Here is a 17,405-nt window from a genome sequence, read left to right as displayed (position 1 = left end):
GCAAAAGACAGGATTAGTTGGCGGAGGGAAAGGGGGGGTTGATTGGGCGCCCGCGCAGCGACGTGGGCGCCCTGGTCGTCAGGGAAGCTTCGCCTTGGGGAAACCGCCCCAGACCGTGTCGTAATCGGCCTGGAGCGCCGTGCTGGCGAGCGCGTGAATGGTCGGCCGATAGGGCCAGCAGCTTTCGACCATGAACGCCATCGTCCCGTCGATCTTGTGCGGCTTGAGCTCGGCATTGCTGGCGGCTTGCCACGAGGCGACATCGGGACCGTGCCCGGCCATCAGATTGTGCAGGCTGATCGCGCCCGGCGCGAAGCCGTCGGCCTTTGCATCATAGGCGCCGTGGATCAGCCCCATGCATTCGCTCATCACGTTGCGATGGAACCAGGGCGGGCGGAACGTGTTCTCCGCCACCATCCAGCGTGGGGGGAAGATCACGAAATCGGCATTGGCGCGGCCCGGCACGTCGCTGGGCGAGGTGAGCACGGTGAAGATCGACGGATCAGGATGATCATAGCTGACCGTGCCGATCGTGTTGAACTTGGCCAGGTCGTAGCGCCATGGCGCGAGATTGCCGTGCCAGGCGACGACGTCGAGCGGCGAATGATCGAGCGTCGTCGTCCATAGCGAGCCCAGATATTTCTGGACCAGTTCGAAGGGTTCGTCGCGATCCTCGAACCAGGCGACGGGTGTCTCGAAATCCCGTGGATTGGCAAGGCCGTTCGAACCGATCGGGCCGAGATCGGGCAGGCGGAACAGGCTGCCGTGATTTTCCGCGACATAGCCCCGCGCTTCGCCATCGGGGAGCAATGCGCGGAAGCGCACGCCGCGTGGAATGAGCGCGATCTGCCCTGAAGCAATATCGATGCGGCCAAGTTCGGTCAGCAATGTCAGCCGGCCATGCTCGGGAATGAACAGCAATTCGCCATCGGCATCGACGAAGGCGCGCGTCGTCATATCGGTATTGGCGCGATAGACATGCACCGCGACCCCTTCGAGCTCGGCGGGTGCGCGATTGACCATCATCGTGGTCATGCCGTCGATCAGATCAGTCGGCGTGTCGGGCATCGCCAGCGGATTCCAGCGCAGGCGATTGGGAGGCAGGGGGCCGTCGTCGGTGCCCGGCGCGAACTGCGCTGCACCGTCATAGCGTTGATAGGGGGGGTGCTCGGCCGACGGGCGCAGCCGATAGAGCCAGCTCCGCCGATTCTCATGGCGCGGGGCAGTGAAGGCGGTGCCCGACAATTGCTCGGCATAGAGGCCGAATGCCGGGCGCTGCGGCGAATTGCGACCCTCGGGGAGTGCGTCGGGAACGGCCTCGGTCGAGACGTGATTGCCGAAGCCTGGAATATAACTCGTCATTGCGCTTTCCGCCCCTTGCCGTTCAGGCCCGAACCCCTCCCGCAAGCGGAAGGGGGAACCCTTATGCTTCCTCCTTGGCGGCGACGGCGCCACGCTTCACCTGGTCGGCTTCGATCGACTTGAACAAAGCGGTGAAATTGCCCTCGCCGAAACCTTCGTCCTTCTTGCGCTGGATGAATTCGAAGAAGACGGGGCCGATCTGCGGCTGCGCGAAGATCTGGAGCAGCAGGCGCGGATCGTCGTTTTCCGTCGATCCGTCGAGCAGGATGCCGCGCTTCTGCAGTTCGGCGGTCGGCTCGCCATGGCCGGGCAGGCGATCCTCGAGCATTTCGTAATAGGTAGCGGGCGGTGCATCCATCAGCGGCACGCCATTGGCCTTGAGCGTGTCGATGCACGCGATCAGGTCGTCGCAGATCAGCGCGATATGCTGGATGCCCTCGCCATTATATTCGCGCAGATATTCCTCGATCTGTCCGCCACCGGCCTTGCCTTCCTCGTTCAGCGGAATGCGAATCTTGCCGTCGGGCGCGGTCATCGCGCGGCTGGTGAGGCCGGTATATTCACCCTTGATGTCGAAATAGCGGATCTCCCGGAAATTGAAGACACGCTCGTAAAAGCCCGCCCAATGCGCCATGCGGCCGCCATAGACATTGTGAGTCAGGTGATCGACCAGCTTGAAGCCCGCGCCGACCGGATGGCGGTCGACGCCGGGCAGGTAGACGAAATCGATATCGTAGATCGACAGATTGTCGCCGTAGCGATCGACGAGATAGATGAAGGCGCCGCCTATGCCGCGGATCGCGGGGATGCGCAGTTCCATCACCCCGGTCTTGCTTTCGACCGGTTCGGCGCCACGCGCGACGGCTTCGTCATAGGCCTTGGCCGCGTCCTTGACGCGGAATGCCATGCCGCAGGCCGACGGACCATGCTCGGCGGCGAAATAGGCGGCCGGACTACGCGGTTCGTAGTTGGCGATCAGGTTGATCTCACCCTGGCGCCAGAGATGCACGTCCTTCGAGCGGTGCTGCGCGATCCGGGCAAAGCCCATCGCCTCGAACGCCGGTTCCAGAACGCCCTTTTCCGGTGCGCAGAACTCGATGAACTCGAAACCGTCGAGACCAAGCGGATTGTCGAACAGATCGGTCATGCGGGCGCTCCAATATAGTTTCATTTGATACTAGATCGTCAGAGTGCATGAGTCAACGCGCTGGGAAGCGTGAAGTAGCAGGGGATAAGAAAACCGGGCCGGCAAATTCCAGCCGCCATTGCGAGCCCTTCAACTGCCCGCCAGGGCGGGCCCTCAGGATGAACTTCGATCCTACGGATCTAAGCGCGGCAATCCAGTGATTGATGCATCCCTGGATCGCTTCGTCGCGATACTCCTCGCGATGACGTCGGATTTTTGTGGGCGGGCCCTAAACCAGCAGTTCCTTGAGCGGCGTGCCTGCATCGGCGAGCTGCTCGCGCGTCGGCGAAAGGCCCTCGAGCACGAATTTGCGGCCCTGGACATAATCCTTGGTCGCATTGACGCAGTCGAGCGCGATCACCTTGTCGCCCTTCAGATAGACGACCGAGAAGGAGCGGGCGGCGGGGTCGCCGCGGACGACGATGTCGTCATGATCGGTCGAGAGCCCGACGGTCTGCAGGCGCAGGTCGTACTGGTTGGACCAGAACCACGGCACCGCGTGATAGGGCTGGGCATCGCCCATGATCGCCTTGGCCACCGTCGCGGCCTGATCATTGGCGTTCTGCACCGATTCGAGCCGGATGCGCTGGCCGCGGCAAAAGCCGTTCTCGTGCGCGGCGCAGTCGCCGATCGCATAGATGTCGGGCAGCGAGGTCCGGCAGAACTGATCGACGTCCACGCCGTTGCCGCCATTGGCGCCGGCGGCGATCAGTGGACCGACCGCGGGGATGATACCGATGCCGACGATCACCATTTGCGCCGGGATCACTTCGCCGTCCGCCATGCGAACGCCCGTCACCTTGCCGCCTTCGCCCTGGAAACCGTCGAGCCTGGCTTCCAGCCGTACATCGACGCCGTGCGCACGGTGCTCGCTTTCGTAGAAGCGCGACAGGGGTTCCCCGGCGACGCGCGCGAGCACGCGCGGCAGCGCTTCCAGAACCGTGACGGTCTTGCCGAACTTGCTCAGCACGGCTGCGGCTTCGAGGCCGATATAGCCGCCGCCGACGACGACCACGTCGGTGATTGAATCGAGGGCCGCCATCATCGCATCGGCATCGGCGCGCGTGCGCACGACATGGACCCCGGCCAGGTCGGCGCCGTCACATGGCAACATCCGGGGCGTTCCGCCCGTCGCCCAGATCAGCGTGCCGTAACCGATCGTGTCGCCGCCGGCGATGGTGACTGTCTTGCCCGCCGGATCGACCTCGGTCACGCGCCGGCCGGTCAGCATCTCGACATTGCGATCGACCCAGAAGCTCGCGGGACGGATCAGGATGCGTTCGAAGCTCTTCTCGCCCGAGAAATATTCCTTGGACAGGGGCGGGCGCTCATAGGGGATTTCGGGTTCGTCCCCGACCACGGCGATGCTGCCTTCGAAACCCTGTTGACGAAGGACCACTGCCGCCTGCGCGCCACCATGGCCAGCTCCGACAATCAGGACATCATAAGACGACATGGGCACCCCCGCTTGAAAGATCGTGAGCCTCTAGCGCTCCGTAACGTAAATTTCGAGCACCTATTGGGGGGATGCGCGCCGACCGCAAGTGACGATCTGCATCGGATAGCCCCTGGCTGCCGGCAATATCTCGACCGAGAGATCGAATATCTCGGCAATGGCCGCCGGGGTAAGCGTGTCGATGGCCGGGCCGTGCGCGACCAGCCGACCACCGCTGAGCAGCGCGACATCGTCGGCGATGCGCGCGGCATGGTTGAGATCGTGCAGGACGAGGACCACACCACAACCGCGATCGGCAGCGGCGCGGAAACGATCCAATATGTCGATCTGGTGCGCCGGGTCGAGACTGGCGAGCGGTTCGTCGGCGAGTAGCCATTCGGGTGTGCCGGCCAGCACGCGCGCCAATAACACGCGGGCGCGTTCGCCGCCCGAAAGCTGGGCCGTCGGCCGGTGGGCGAAGCGCTCGGTATCGGTGGCCGCCATGGCGGCCGCGATCGCGATTGCGTCAGCCTCGGACGGCGCGGAAAAGGGGGAGCGCCAGGGATGGCGGCCGAGCGCGACGACTTCCTGCGCCGTCAGGCTCCAGGCCAGTTCCGCGGATTGAGGCAGATAGCCGATGCGGCGCGCGCGTTCGCGCAAGGGAAGTGCCGCGATCGGCGTACCGTCGATCGCGGGCGTGCCGGCATCGGGGCGCACCAGGCCCGCCAGGCAGCGCAGCAGGCTGGTCTTGCCTGCGCCATTGGGGCCGAGCAGCGCGGTGATGCGGCCGGGTCGCAGCGACAGGCCGATATCGTCGAGCACGCGGCGACGGCCGAGGCTGAGCGAGAGCGCTTCGGCGGTCAGAGCCATGCCGACCGCCGACGCATGTCGATAAGAAGCGCAAAGAAGAAAGGCGTGCCGATCAGCGCCATCGCGATACCGAGCCGGATCTCGCCGGCGCCGGGCGAAAGCCGGACGAGGCTGTCGGCGGCGAGCAACAGCGCCGCGCCGCCAAGCGCCGACGGCAGCAGCAGCGCCGAGGGTTTCTGCCCGACCAGCGGGCGGACGAGATGCGGAACGATCAGCCCGACAAAGCCGACGACGCCGGAGACGGCGACGCAGGCGCCGACCGCCAGGCCGAGCCCGGCGACGATGATCGCCTGGAGCCGTCCCGTCGACAGGCCAAGCGAGCGAGCGGCGTCTTCGCCAAGGCTGAGCAGGTCGAGCGCGGGTGCGGAGAAGACCAGCAATGCCATGCCAGCGGCGATGAAGGGCAGCGCCATCGTCACATCGTCGAAGCTGCGATCGGTGAGTGCGCCCATCAGCCACGAGATGATCTCCGACGTGGCGAAGGGATTGGGCGCGATCGAGATCAGAAAGGCGGTGAGCGAGCCCGACAGGCTGGACAGCACCATGCCCGCGAGGATGAAGGCGATCGCGTTGCCCGATCGGCCGACCAGAAAGGCGAGCAGCATTACGGCGAGTGCCGCGCCCGCCATCGCGCTGCCGAAGATGGCGAAGGGCGAAAGCGCGAAGCCGAAAAAGATCGCGCCGACCGCGCCCAATGCTGCGGTGGAAGCGACGCCGACCAGCGTAGGATCGGCGAGCGGATTGCGCAGATAGCCCTGGAGCACGGCACCCGACAGGCCGAGCGCCGCACCGATCGCGGCCGCGAGGATCGCGCGCGGCAGGCGCAGTTCCAGGATGATCCACCAGCCGGTATCGTTGCCGAACCAGGCCGAGAACGGCACCCAGACCTTGCCGGCCATCAGCGAGAGGCCGAACATTGCGATGCAGGCGAATGCGAGGAGAAGCGTGACGCCAAGATTGCGGCTCATCATCCGATCCCCCGCCGGATTTCGGCAAGCCGTTTCAGCGCGGGAATGACGACCGGGCCGGCGCACCAAGAGAGATGCTCGGGGAAGTCGGCCTCCATGGTGGTGCCGATCCGCGCGAGGGCGCGCTCGCGCATCGTGCGCATGCGGCTTTCATCATCGGTGCCGCGTGCGGCGGGGGGGACGAGCATCAACCGGGGCGGTTTCGCCACCACCTGTTCCAGCGGCAGATAGCCGGTGAAGCTGAGGCCGTAATCGGCGGCGGCATTGCGAAAGCCCGCCTGACGCATCAGCGAATCGTCGAGCGTGCCCGCGCCCGAGACCAGCCCGCCGCCATGCCAGAGCAAGGCGGGGACAGGCACGCTACCCGGTGGTGGGGCCGCGGCGACCGCGGCGGCGTCGATCCGGGCGACGAGTGCGCGGCCGCGGGCCGGCTCGCCGATCGCATTTGCGATCGTCATCACTTGCGCGCGCGCGCCCGCCAGTGTCGACGGTACGTCGATGGCGAGCGTGCGGATGCCGGCGCGAGCATAGGCGCCGCGCGACGCAGCGGGCTCGAAACTGCCGAAAATGACGAGGTCGGGCGCCAGGGTGACGACCTCTTCCGCGGTGCCCGCCGTGGCGCGGAAACGGCGGGCCAGCGCCGGATCGATCGAGCTCGAGGTCGGATCGCGCGAATAATGGCTGATCGCCGCGATCCGATCATGCGGGGCGATTTCCATCAGGATCGCGTCGGCGCACGGATTGGTCGAAACGATGCGTGCGTGTCGCGCATCCGGCGCGCCGGCGGCCGAGCATCCCGCGAGCGGCAGGAGCATCGGCAACCAGCGCGCGGAGATTGTCAAAATCCCGCCCGGACGCCGACATAGGCGGCGCGGCCCAATGTCCCATATCGTGCGGCGGTCTGATATTTCACGTCGAACAGGTTATCGACGCGACCGTACAGAGTGAAGCGCCCATCGATCGTATAGGCGGCGCGGATACCGGTCAGCACATAGGAATCGAGCCGGACGCTGTTCGCCGCATTGTCGAAGCTGTCGCCGACATGCAGTATGTCCGCACCCAGGCTGAGCCCCTCCATCGGCGTATAATCCGCCGACACGCTGACGCTGTGGCGCGGGCGACGGGCGAGATCATTGCCGAAATTGGCGCCCGGCGTGCGGTTCTCCGCATCGGTGAAGCTGTAGGATGCGGTGAAATTCAACGCCTCGACCGGCTTCATCTCCAGCAGGAATTCCAGGCCCTTGGCGCGTGCCTTCGCAATATTGTCATAGGTACCGAAGGGGCGATTGGCACAGATGCCGGTGAGCGGCGCGATGCAGGAGATGAAATCGATCTGGTTGCGGGTACGGCGCTGGAACAGGGTGACGCCGGCAACCAGCGCGCCATCGAGCAATGTCTGTTCGATGCCGACATCATAGCTCTTCGCCTGTTCGGGGCGGAGCAGCGGATTGCCGTAGCCGGTGATGCTGTCGTCGAGCTGGAACAATGTCGGCGCCTTGAAGCCCTCGCCATAATTGGCGCGCAGCAATGTGCCGGTGCCCAGTTTCAGAGCCGCATTGGCGCCGATCGTGGTGTGGCCGCCAAATTGCTCATGATCGTCGTGACGGACGCCACCGGTCAATGTCAGCGCAGCGACCGGCTTGATCACGATCTGGCCATAGATGCTGTCGATCCCGGTCTTGGCGGCGGACGGCGAGAAACCGTCGTCGGTGAACAGTTTCGACGTCTCGGTCTCGGCACCGAAGACCGCGCGGAACATCTCCGACAACGTCAGATCGCCCTGATATTCGAAGCGTTCGGTACGGCCGCGCGCAAGGAAGGTCGGTGTCGTGCCGAAATCGGGATTGAAATTGTCGCGATCGATGTCGGCGATGGTGAAGGCGAGGCGGTTCTTCAGCCGTCCGTCGAACAGGCGGGCGTTGATCCCGGCATAGCCGTAGATCTCCTGCGCGGTCGAATATTCGTTGGTATCGCCAAAGGCGTAGGTCGGAGGCGCGAAACCGTCGAGATCGGTGCGGCTGTCGGCGAAGCTGCCACGCAGATCGACGTCGAAATTCTCGCCGAGCGCGATGCCGAGCCGGGCATTGGCGCTATACTGTCGATAGCCGTCACGCTCGGTGCCGCCGGCAAATTGCGACACGCCGTCGGTGCGAAACCAGTTGCCGCCGATCGAGCCGGAAAAGGCGCCGCTGCTGCCCGAGATCAGGGCAGTGGCGTTGGCGCTGTCATAGGATCCGTATTCGGCGCGGGCACGGGCCTGGAACCCTTCGCTCGGGCGTGCCGTCAGGATGTTGACCACGCCGCCCAGCGCCTGGCTGCCCCAGGGCACCGAATTGGGGCCGCGCACGACTTCGATCCGGTCGATGTTGCCGATCATCAGATTGCCGAAATCATAGGCGCCCGACGGCGCCGACGGATCGCCGACGCGCACCCCGTCGATCAGGACGAGCGTCTGGCCGTCCTCGGCGCCGCGGATGCGCACCGCCGTCACCGAACCGGGGCCGCCGGTACGCGTCACCGAAACGCCGGGCGTGCGCATCAGCAGATCGGTCGCGATCACTGCCTGGCTGCGCTCGATCGCGGCGCGGTCGATGACGGTGACGGCCTGGCCGGTCTCGTCGGCATCCTGCGCGGCGCCGATCGCGGTGATGACGATGTCGGCGCTGGCGTCGGCGGAGGCATCATTGGCCAGCGCAGGAGACGCGGTGGCGAGAATGATGGCGAGAGTCGATATGGTCTTCACGGATATGTCCCTTCGTTCAACGACGTCACGATGTCGCCAAACGAGGAAGACCTCGCCCGCCCGGTGCACCCCGCCCGTGTGGAAGAACGACGATGACGGGCAGGTCTCCTGGCTCCCGGGTCAACGCCTTGTTCGTGCCGCCTTCCCGGATTGCTCCAGTGGCATGTGGCACGATGGCTCGCCGGTTACAGTAGCGGGGGCTGCCGAGGCTTCGGCCATAGCCGCACCCCGTTCCCTTTTGATCCCGTCGCCGGGAACCCGTCATGAGCGGGCGCATAACCGTGCGGCACGTCGAACGCCAACCCTTTCTTGTCTGTGCAATGGTGGCGTTGCGGTCTTGCGCCGGTGGACGAGACCGATGAACATTGCTAGCGTCAACCGCTGCAATTCTGATCGCCTACCGACTGATAATTTGCTGTTGTCCGAGAAAATATGCCGAAAAATGAGATGTTTGTTCGATTGATCGTGCCGTTGTGTATATTCAGATACTGAAAAATTGGCAGATCTGTTGCTGTCCCGACATGTCGCTGAAAGTTGGATGGGAGTGGAGAACGCCATGTTCAAACGCTTCCCTCTGAGCTTCTTGGCCGAGTTGCCGCGCCCGGTGAAGAAAGCTCTTGTCATTCTGACGGACATGACATGCTGCGTCGTGGCGATGGTGATCGCGCTGTATCTCCGGCTCGGATTCATACCGGAGGTTACGAGACCACTGCTCCTCGCGACCGGAATGTCGATCTTCCTATGTGTGCCCATATTCTGGGGCATTCATATTTATCGCGCCGTTTTTCGGCACGTCGGTCCGCTCTCCATACTCACCATTGGGCGTGGCATCGTTCTTTTTGCGATCCCTTATGCGGGGTTGTTTACACTATATGGAATCCCCGGCGTGCCGCGGACCATCGGCCTGCTCCAGCCGGTCATATTGTTCCTGCTCGTCATTGGCTCCCGTGCACTCACCGTGCAATTGTTCCGCCTGTCCGAGAACGGATCGGCACCGGCGGCCAAACCGAATGTGTTGATTTACGGAGCTGGTTCCGCCGGCCGGCAGCTTGCCTCGGCTTTGCGTCAGGGAGGGCAGATGGAACTGCGCGGATATATCGACGACAGTTCCAATCTTGTGGGGCAGACCGTCGACGGACGACCCGTCTTTTCAAGGGAATCCGTCGCGGCGGACGTGGCGCGGCTTGGCATTTCTCATATCCTGCTTGCAATGCCGTCCGCGTCCCGACGCCGGCGCAATGAGATCATCGAATCGCTAACGAGCTTACCGGTCAAGATCCAGACTTTGCCGGGGATGATCGATCTGGTTCACGGGCGTGTTCACGTTTCCGATTTGCACGATGTCGATATTGAGGATCTGCTTGGGCGCGGCCGCGTCGTTCCTGATCCTCGATTGCTTGTCCGGAATATTCGCGGCGAGACCGTCATGGTGACGGGAGCGGGTGGTTCGATCGGCAGCGAGCTCTGCCGGCAGATCATCGCTTCCGACCCCGCGCATCTCCTTCTGTTCGAGCAGAGTGAGTATTCGCTTTATTCCGTTCATCAGGAATTGGCGTCCGCATTGGCCAAAAGCGGACAGAAGACCAATCTCGTGCCGCTTCTCGGGTCGGTCGAGGATGAAGCGAGGGTCGAATCCATTCTCGGTGAGTGGCGGCCCCTCACCGTCTTCCATGCCGCGGCCTATAAGCATGTGCCGTTGGTCGAGTATAATCCTGTCGAAGGCGTCCGGAACAATATTTTCGGTACCTATTGCATGGCGCTGGCGGCACGCAGGCACATGGTGGCGAATTTCGTGCTGATCTCCACCGACAAGGCTGTCCGTCCCACAAGCATCATGGGCATGACGAAGCGTCTGGCTGAGCAGGTCCTCCAGGCATTGGCGGCGGAAGATGGCGCGACGCGCTTCTCAATGGTGCGTTTCGGCAATGTCCTGGGATCGAGCGGCTCGGTTGTGCCGCTGTTTCGAAATCAGATTCGCGAAGGTGGGCCGCTTACCATCACCCATGCGGATATGACGCGCTATTTCATGCTGATACCCGAAGCAGCTCAACTTGTTATACAGGCAGGCGCGATGGCCGAAGGTGGAGAGGTCTTCCTGCTTGATATGGGCGACCCTGTTCGCATCATGGATCTGGCACGGAAGATGATAGCATTTTCAGGCCTTTCGGTTCGTGATGCGAGCAATCCTGATGGGGAGATCGACATTCTCGAGATCGGCTTGCGGCCCGGTGAAAAGCTGTATGAAGAACTGCTTATCGCGGGTGATACGGTCTCTACGACTCACCCGTTGATCATGAAGGCGAATGAGAGCTTCGTGCCCTGGTCTGAGCTGGATGCGCGGTTGAAGGCGCTCCGCGAAGCACTCAAACGTCAGGATGGCGATGCGACGCTGCGCATGCTCAAGGAACTCGTGCCGGAGTATATCGAAAGCCACGTGGGCGCGCCGGAGGGGGGAGAGGATGGACCAGGCACGAGGACTCGAAAATGATCGGGCAACGCGTGGGGTTGTGCATCACCTCATGGAATGTCATGGAAAATTCGACCTTCCTCCTCGGTTCCTCTCACTTCAGAGGTCCATTTGCGAACCCATCTGTCTAGCCTTCGCGACATATCTCCGCACTTCTGGGCGCTAAGCGCGTTCCTTTCGATCGTCTTTCTGATCGGAGGGGGCGCGCGCGACGATGTCCAATCCCTTCTGCTTTTGCGCCCTGTCTCGGTTTTCTTCCTCTTCTACGGCCTTTGGGGAATTTCGCGGATCGAGCTTCGAGCGAATCTGGCGCTGATCGGCATTGCATTCGCCTGCCTATTGCTGGTCGCCTTGCAACTTGTGCCGCTGCCGCCGGTGCTTTGGCAATCGCTTCCCGGACGGGAGGCGATCATCGAAGCGGATAGGCTTGCGGGGCTTTCCGGCCAGTGGCGGCCGCTTAGCATGACGCCCGTCCGAACCTGGAATGCTCTGTTCTCCCTCGTGGCGCCGTTCACCGTGCTCATTCTTATGGTGCGCTGCACTAGGGAAGAGAAGCATATGCTCCTTCCCATCGTCATCTTGTTCGGATTGCTCAGTGGTTTCCTGGGCCTGCTGCAAACGATCGGACCTGAGAACGGACCACTCTATTTCTACGATATCACCAACAACGGTTTGTCAGTGGGGCTGTTTGCCAACAGGAACCATCAGGCATTGATCCTGGCCTGTTTGTTGCCAATGCTTGCATTGCACGCTTGCACTGGAGCGCGGTCGATCGAGCAGGCGCGTCTCCGGGGATGGCTGGCGTTTGCGATGGGTGCCTTTCTCATACCGCTTCTCCTGGTGACCGGGTCGCGAGCGGGCTTGTTGACGGGGATGGTCGGATTGCTGTCGGTTGCGCTGATCTATCACCGTCCCCAGTTTTCGAAGCAGCCGAAGCGGAAAGTTCGCAAAATCGATCCACGCTACATCGCCGGCGCCTTCTCCGCGATCGCCCTGGCAGCGCTGACCGTCATATTGTCTCGGGCTCGAGCGGTGGACGCCCTGTTCGCGCCGGACAAGGTGGATGATCTCCGTTTCTCCATCTGGAAGCCTATCCTTGATATGGGGTGGAAGTATTTTCCCTTCGGTTCCGGGTTCGGATCGTTCGTCGAGGTCTACCAGGTGGATGAGCCCGATGCTCTGCTCAGCGCCACCTATGTCAACCATGCGCACAACGACTTTCTCGAACTGATGTTGACGGGTGGGCTGCCGGCGCTGCTTTTGCTGCTGACCGCCATTGGCTTTCTGGTGTACTGGGCGTGGCCGCTGTTTCGGACGACACAACGCGACAGGCCCCTTGTGAAGTTCGGACGACTCGGTGCCATCATCAGTTTGATGCTCGTCATGGCGAGTGTCGTGGATTATCCCCTGCGAACGCCTTCACTAATGTGTTTGTTCTTGATCGCTATATGTTGGCTGAGTGACGCGAGCAGGCAGGTGCGCGCGAGTATTCGGTCGTGAATGAGATTGGAGCCAGGCTGTGGGATTGGCCCAAATCGGGATTGCTGGAAGGTTGGAGATGGTGACCAGGTTCGTTCCTCTTATGCTCGTTTGCGGCTTGGCGGCTTGTGCTGGACCGCAGCCGCTTGGCGGCGAGCCGACCATTCAGGTCGTACAGAGTACCGAGCTGCCGCCGCCCGATGGCAGCGATCTTACGAACGCTGCCCGCCCTTATCTGATCGGTCCGTTCGACAAGCTGATCATCGATGTTTTTGGCATCGAGGAGTTGAGCGAGAAGAAGGTCCAGGCCGATGCCAGCGGCCGGATATCCTTTCCGCTTGTTGGAAGTATCGAGGCGGCGAACAAGACTCCGGCGCAGTTGGCGAACGATATCGAAGGTCAGTTGCGGGGACGTTTTGTCAAGAATCCACAGGTTACCGTCAATCTGGAGCAGACTCTGAGCCAGACCGTCACGATCGACGGCCAAGTGCGTGAGCCTGGTCTATATCCTGTGATCGGGCACATGACCTTGATGCGCGCGGTTGCAACGGCAAAGGGCCTGGATGAGTTCGCGAAGAAAGACGACGTCGTGATTTTCCGGAAAGTGAAGGGGCAGCAAATGGTTGCCCTTTACAATCTTCAGGCAATCAGGCGCGGCGCTTATTCGGATCCTGAGGTGTTCGCCAGTGATATTGTCGTCGTCGGAGAGTCGAAATCGGCTCGTATGTTCGCCAGCATTTTGCAGGCGGCGCCGCTCGCAATCGCGCCGATCGTCGCGCTTATCCAGAATCGTCGTTGAAAAGTTGAAACACAGCGCTCTCATTCCGATGGACTATGATCTGTAATGCCATATTCTAAGTTCGCTCCGGCTAATGGTCACGCCTTGCCTTCCTCGGAATTTCGGGGGCAGGATGATGAAAGGGAGCGCATCAAGGCACCGGCGATTCTCCAATATTGGCAAATCGCCGTTCGTTGGAAGCTGGTGATTATCGGGATCGTGATCACCTGCCTCGTTGGCGGATTGGTGGTGACTTTGCTGATGACGCCGAAATATACCGCGACCTCGCGTCTGGAGATCAGTCGAGAGCAGAAGAAGGTAACAGGTGTCGCCGGCCTGGAATCCGATGAAGTGGGTCGGGAATTTGAGTTCTACCAGACGCAGTATTCGCTGCTGGAAGCACGTTCTCTGGCGGAACGCGTTGCGAGAGATCAGAATCTCGCACTGAATGATGCGTTCTTTGCCGCCCATGGGGAGTCTGCGGACGGCGGCTCGTTCTTTCAGGATCGCAGGGGGTTGCCGCTGGGCGTCGCCGAGCGCCAGGAACGCGAGCGCCGTGCGGTCAAATTGTTGCTGAAGAATATCTCTATTTCGCCGGTACGGGGGTCGAGCCTCGTCGATATCAGCTATACCAGTTCATCGTCCGCGCTGTCGGCTCGGATCGTGAACAGCTGGGCTGCCCAGTTCATCGCCTCGAGTATCGATCGCCGCTTTAGTTCAACCGCTGACGCGCGCAAATTCCTTGAGGGCCGCTTGGCCGAATTGCGGACTCGACTTCAACAGTCCGAATCCGATCTGGTCAGATATGCGGCGCAGAAGAATATCGTGACTCTCGCCAAGTCGGAAGATCCAAATGGCAAGACACGCACGGAGCGTACTCTGGTCAGTGACGACCTCGAGGCGTTGAACAAGGCTCTTGCGCAGGCGACAGCGGACCGGATCGCGGCCGAGAGCCGCGCCAAGGTGGCGACGCCCGGCGGAGCAAATGAAGAAGCGTTGAATAATCAGGCGATTGCGCAATTGCGCCAGAAGCGCGCCGAGCTTGCCGCGGACTATGCCAAGCTGCTTGTCCAGTTCGAGCCGGGATATCCGGCCGCGCGCGCGTTGAAGGAGCAGATCAATGCACTCGATGCGAGCATGGCGAGAGAGGAAGGGCGTGTGCGGTCCGCCGTGTCCTTGCAATATGCAGCGGCATTGAAGCGTGAGCAGGGGCTGCAGACACGCGTGGACGAGTTGAAGAATCGCCTTGGGGCGCAGCAGCGTGATAGTATCCGCTATAATATTTATCAGCGCGAGGCCGACACGAACCGGGAACTCTATGACGGCCTTCTCCAGCGCTACAAGGAGATCGGCGTCGCCGGCGTCGGTGCGAACAATATCGCTGTGGTCGATGTCGCTAAGGCGCCAGACGAGCCATCCGCGCCCAGCCTTCCTCTCAATCTGGTCCTGTCGCTGCTACTCGGTTTGGGCACGGCGGCGGCTGCCACCTTTGCCCTCGAGCAGATCGACGAGGGCTTGAGGGAGCCTGGGCAGGTTGGTGAAGATCTCCACATCCCGCTTCTGGGAAGCGTGCCCGATGTTGAGGACGACGATGTCCTTGAGCAGCTTCGCGATGCCAAATCGACGATTTCCGAGGCTTATCTGGCGATCAGGACAAATCTGGCATTTTCCACCGACGCTGGCGTGCCCCGGTCCCTCATGATCACCAGTACACGGCAGGCCGAGGGTAAGAGCACGACCAGCTTCGCCTTGGCGACTGTTCTGGCCAGAACGGGAAAGACGGTACTGATCATGGATGCGGACATGCGTTCGCCGTCGATCCATCAATATGCCGGTGGCGCCAACGAGAATGGCCTCAGCAACTTTCTGGCAGGTGACAATGCGTGGGAGCCGCTCGTACAGGGTACGGAGTTTGCGGGCCTGGCGATGATGTCCGCCGGGCAGATGCCGCCAAGCGCGGCGGAACTCCTCAGCACGGAGCGGTTGGGAGCGCTTGTCGAGCAATTGCTGGGCAAATTCGATCACGTGATTATCGATTCTCCGCCAATCCTGGGGCTTGCCGATGCTCCGCTGATCTCGCGGTTCGTGCAGGGGTGCGTGTTCGTGATCGAGGCGGAGGGAGTTGCCGTCCGCGGTGTTCAGATGGCGATCGAGCGTCTCCGCTCGGTTCACGCGACGGTCCTGGGTGGCGTCCTGACAAAGCTGAAGTCTCGTCAGGCGGGGCATGGTTATGGTTACGACTACGGATATGGATATGGCGATGACGCCGACAGGAAAGCGTGAAAACGCCCGATCCGTAGGGAAGAAGCGATCGGCGTCGCCGTTGCGCTACGCGGTCCTGTTGCTGTTCGCCCTGGCCGGACTGACGACTGCCTATTTCTCGGCGGTGAATGCGGTTGTCGGCATTACCCGGTTCAAGAACCCGCATCTGACGCTGCGGTTTTCGCCGAACGATCCGATGGGATTGATCGGATTGGCTGGTAGTGCGCTTACCAGCGGAGATGCAACGCGGGATACCGCGAGAAGCCGTGACCTGATCCTTGGCTCGCTTCGTGGTCAGGCGCTGAACCCGCGGGCCTTGTTGCTGCTTGGAATAATGAAGGATGTAGAAGGGGATCGGGCAGACGCAGTGCGATTGGCGCGGTTGTCGAATCAATTGACGCGACGGGACCTGACTGCGCAAATATGGCTTATCGAATATAGCATTTTCAAGAATGATATTCCGCAAGCCCTGATTCACTATGACGTCGCATTGCGCACTTCTCCATCAAGTCCGGAACTGTTGTTCCCTATTCTTACCTCGGCGCTTCGTGAGCCGGAAATTCGTAAAGCATTCGGCCCGTATATAAAGAATCAACCTTCCTGGATGACGCCTTTCCTGCATTATGCATTGGACAATGATGATGCCCAATATCTGGCGATGGCGGTTGTCCAAGCTGGTGGTATCGATCGATCCGATGAGTACCGGGATGTGCAGACGCGCCTGCTTCAAAAGCTGGCTGAGGCTCATCATTTCCAGTTGCTCGAACATGTCTTTCGGACACAGCGCACGGTAAGTGCCGAGATGCTCGGTTCCGCGGAATTGTCGCGAGGCTCGACTAACGCTCGGCTCTTGCCGGTCTCATGGTCGTTCAATCAGTCGCCCCTGGCGGGCTCGTCGCTTGAGCCGGCGGATAAGGCTCCGTTTCAGCATGTGAGGATTTTCTCTGGTCCGGGCGAGCAGGGCGTTATGGCGCGCAAGATGCTGCGGCTCGCGCCGGGCTCTTATGATATCGCTTCCTCGCAAGAGGTGGTGCGCCAGGGACAGAAGGCCGATGCGCATTGGGAAGTGAATTGCATCGCCAAGCCGCGCGCCATTTTCATATGGCGTGGCGATAATTTAATGCCGGCCGCCGCCAAATCCTTCGGGGGACGTTTCAATGTGCCTCCGGCTTGCGAAGTGGTGTTTCTGGAATTTGTCGTCGCAGGCGGCGAGGCGCAGGACGGAATCGAACTGGTCGTCAAATCCGTCAGGGTTGCGCCATCTGCGCCATCGAACTGAGCGTTGTGGTCGAGAATCGGAATGACCAAGAGAATATTGGATATCTGTCTCGCCGCGTTGCTCGCTGTACCGAGTTTGGTGGTTGTGCTGGTGGCGATCGTGATCATTCGGATCGATTCTCCAGGCTCAGCACTGTTTCGTCAGCTCCGGGTCGGGCGAAATCAAAAGCCGTTCGTGCTCGTCAAACTGAGGACAATGCGGTCCGATACAAGGGATTGCGCTTCGCACGAGGTGTCCGCTGCGCAGGTGACGGCGGTTGGCCGTTGGCTCAGGCGCACGAAACTCGACGAATTGCCTCAAATCTGGTCTGTGCTGAAGGGGGACATGAGCTTCGTGGGGCCGCGTCCCTGTCTGCCGATTCAGGTCGAGCTGATCGAGGAGAGAGAGCGGCTGGGCGTTTTTTCGGCACGGCCGGGCATTACGGGCCAGGCGCAATTGGCAGGGGTCGACATGTCCACTCCGCACAGGCTGGCAAGCGTCGATGCAGCCTATGTTCGTGAACGATCGCTCATCGGCGACCTGAAGCTCCTGATCCGTACTGCGCTGGGCCGTGGGGCCGGGGACGCTGTCCGATAG

Annotated in this window: 13 protein-coding genes and 1 riboswitch; of the genes, 6 read left to right on the top strand and 7 right to left on the bottom strand. The window is 61.7% G+C overall.

All coding sequences use genetic code 11. The annotated features are described in order from the left end of the window. Positions 1-78 precede the first annotated feature (78 nt). From hmgA to AC3WN8_RS23935, 7 genes are all read right to left on the bottom strand, one after another. Positions 79-1,362, bottom strand: a complete 1,284-nt coding sequence (gene hmgA / locus AC3WN8_RS23965; RefSeq protein WP_492672014.1) for a homogentisate 1,2-dioxygenase — start codon at positions 1,360-1,362, stop codon at positions 79-81. A 61-nt stretch (positions 1,363-1,423) separates the two neighbouring features. Next, complete coding sequence (gene hppD / locus AC3WN8_RS23960) at positions 1,424-2,509, bottom strand: 4-hydroxyphenylpyruvate dioxygenase (protein ID WP_492672013.1); 1,086 nt, start codon at positions 2,507-2,509, stop codon at positions 1,424-1,426. 268 nt (positions 2,510-2,777) lie between these two features. Continuing rightward, positions 2,778-4,004, bottom strand: coding sequence for an NAD(P)/FAD-dependent oxidoreductase (locus tag AC3WN8_RS23955; RefSeq protein WP_492672012.1), 1,227 nt, complete (start codon positions 4,002-4,004; stop codon positions 2,778-2,780). A gap of 60 nt (positions 4,005-4,064) precedes the next feature. After that, positions 4,065-4,853 (bottom strand): ABC transporter ATP-binding protein, encoded by a 789-nt coding sequence (locus AC3WN8_RS23950; RefSeq protein ID WP_492672011.1) that lies wholly within the window; start codon positions 4,851-4,853, stop codon positions 4,065-4,067. Beyond that, positions 4,844-5,821, bottom strand: coding sequence for a FecCD family ABC transporter permease (locus tag AC3WN8_RS23945; RefSeq protein WP_492672010.1), 978 nt, complete (start codon positions 5,819-5,821; stop codon positions 4,844-4,846). The genes AC3WN8_RS23950 and AC3WN8_RS23945 overlap by 10 nt, the downstream gene beginning before the upstream one ends. Continuing rightward, entirely contained in the window at positions 5,821-6,663 is an 843-nt protein-coding gene (locus tag AC3WN8_RS23940; protein ID WP_492672009.1) for an ABC transporter substrate-binding protein, read from the bottom strand. The genes AC3WN8_RS23945 and AC3WN8_RS23940 overlap by 1 nt, the downstream gene beginning before the upstream one ends. Continuing rightward, complete coding sequence (locus AC3WN8_RS23935; RefSeq protein WP_492672008.1) at positions 6,660-8,564, bottom strand: TonB-dependent receptor plug domain-containing protein; 1,905 nt, start codon at positions 8,562-8,564, stop codon at positions 6,660-6,662. The genes AC3WN8_RS23940 and AC3WN8_RS23935 overlap by 4 nt, the downstream gene beginning before the upstream one ends. An 81-nt stretch (positions 8,565-8,645) precedes the next feature. Continuing rightward, a riboswitch (cobalamin riboswitch) is annotated at positions 8,646-8,841 on the bottom strand. 279 nt (positions 8,842-9,120) lie between these two features. On the opposite strand from AC3WN8_RS23935, the gene AC3WN8_RS23930 reads away from it, so the two are divergent. The 6 genes from AC3WN8_RS23930 to AC3WN8_RS23905 all read left to right on the top strand — a co-directional run bounded on the left by AC3WN8_RS23930 (position 9,121) and on the right by AC3WN8_RS23905 (position 17,405). Beyond that, positions 9,121-11,052 (top strand): polysaccharide biosynthesis protein, encoded by a 1,932-nt coding sequence (locus AC3WN8_RS23930; protein WP_492672007.1) that lies wholly within the window; start codon positions 9,121-9,123, stop codon positions 11,050-11,052. Between the two features lie 90 nt (positions 11,053-11,142). After that, positions 11,143-12,531 (top strand): O-antigen ligase family protein, encoded by a 1,389-nt coding sequence (locus AC3WN8_RS23925; RefSeq protein ID WP_492672006.1) that lies wholly within the window; start codon positions 11,143-11,145, stop codon positions 12,529-12,531. 58 nt (positions 12,532-12,589) lie between these two features. Continuing rightward, complete coding sequence (locus AC3WN8_RS23920) at positions 12,590-13,309, top strand: polysaccharide biosynthesis/export family protein (protein WP_492672005.1); 720 nt, start codon at positions 12,590-12,592, stop codon at positions 13,307-13,309. A gap of 45 nt (positions 13,310-13,354) precedes the next feature. Then, the gene (locus AC3WN8_RS23915) at positions 13,355-15,571 is read left to right on the top strand and encodes a GumC family protein (protein ID WP_492672004.1); all 2,217 of its coding nucleotides are present in this window, start codon (positions 13,355-13,357) and stop codon (positions 15,569-15,571) included. Beyond that, complete coding sequence (locus tag AC3WN8_RS23910) at positions 15,543-16,829, top strand: hypothetical protein (RefSeq protein ID WP_492672003.1); 1,287 nt, start codon at positions 15,543-15,545, stop codon at positions 16,827-16,829. The genes AC3WN8_RS23915 and AC3WN8_RS23910 overlap by 29 nt, the downstream gene beginning before the upstream one ends. Before the next feature lie 21 nt (positions 16,830-16,850). Continuing rightward, positions 16,851-17,405 carry a sugar transferase gene (locus AC3WN8_RS23905; protein WP_492672002.1) on the top strand — a complete coding sequence of 185 codons (555 nt, stop codon included), beginning with the start codon at positions 16,851-16,853 and terminating at the stop codon, positions 17,403-17,405.

This window comes from Sphingobium sp. FW305-3-2-15-F-TSA7, from assembly GCF_058787155.1.
Note: the sequence above shows the minus strand (reverse complement) of the source record. Positions and strands in the feature narration are given on the sequence as shown.

Excerpts from the sequence above, each read along its gene's own strand:
- hmgA (WP_492672014.1), bottom strand. The coding sequence starts at position 1,362 with ATGACGAGTTATATTCCAGGCTTCGGCAATCACGTCTCGACCGAGGCC.
- hppD (WP_492672013.1), bottom strand. The coding sequence starts at position 2,509 with ATGACCGATCTGTTCGACAATCCGCTTGGTCTCGACGGTTTCGAGTTC.
- AC3WN8_RS23955 (WP_492672012.1), bottom strand. The coding sequence starts at position 4,004 with ATGTCGTCTTATGATGTCCTGATTGTCGGAGCTGGCCATGGTGGCGCG.
- AC3WN8_RS23950 (WP_492672011.1), bottom strand. The coding sequence starts at position 4,853 with ATGGCTCTGACCGCCGAAGCGCTCTCGCTCAGCCTCGGCCGTCGCCGC.
- AC3WN8_RS23945 (WP_492672010.1), bottom strand. The coding sequence starts at position 5,821 with ATGAGCCGCAATCTTGGCGTCACGCTTCTCCTCGCATTCGCCTGCATC.
- AC3WN8_RS23930 (WP_492672007.1), top strand. The coding sequence starts at position 9,121 with ATGTTCAAACGCTTCCCTCTGAGCTTCTTGGCCGAGTTGCCGCGCCCG.
- AC3WN8_RS23920 (WP_492672005.1), top strand. The coding sequence starts at position 12,590 with ATGGTGACCAGGTTCGTTCCTCTTATGCTCGTTTGCGGCTTGGCGGCT.
- AC3WN8_RS23915 (WP_492672004.1), top strand. The coding sequence starts at position 13,355 with ATGCCATATTCTAAGTTCGCTCCGGCTAATGGTCACGCCTTGCCTTCC.
- AC3WN8_RS23910 (WP_492672003.1), top strand. The coding sequence starts at position 15,543 with ATGGCGATGACGCCGACAGGAAAGCGTGAAAACGCCCGATCCGTAGGG.
- AC3WN8_RS23905 (WP_492672002.1), top strand. The coding sequence starts at position 16,851 with ATGACCAAGAGAATATTGGATATCTGTCTCGCCGCGTTGCTCGCTGTA.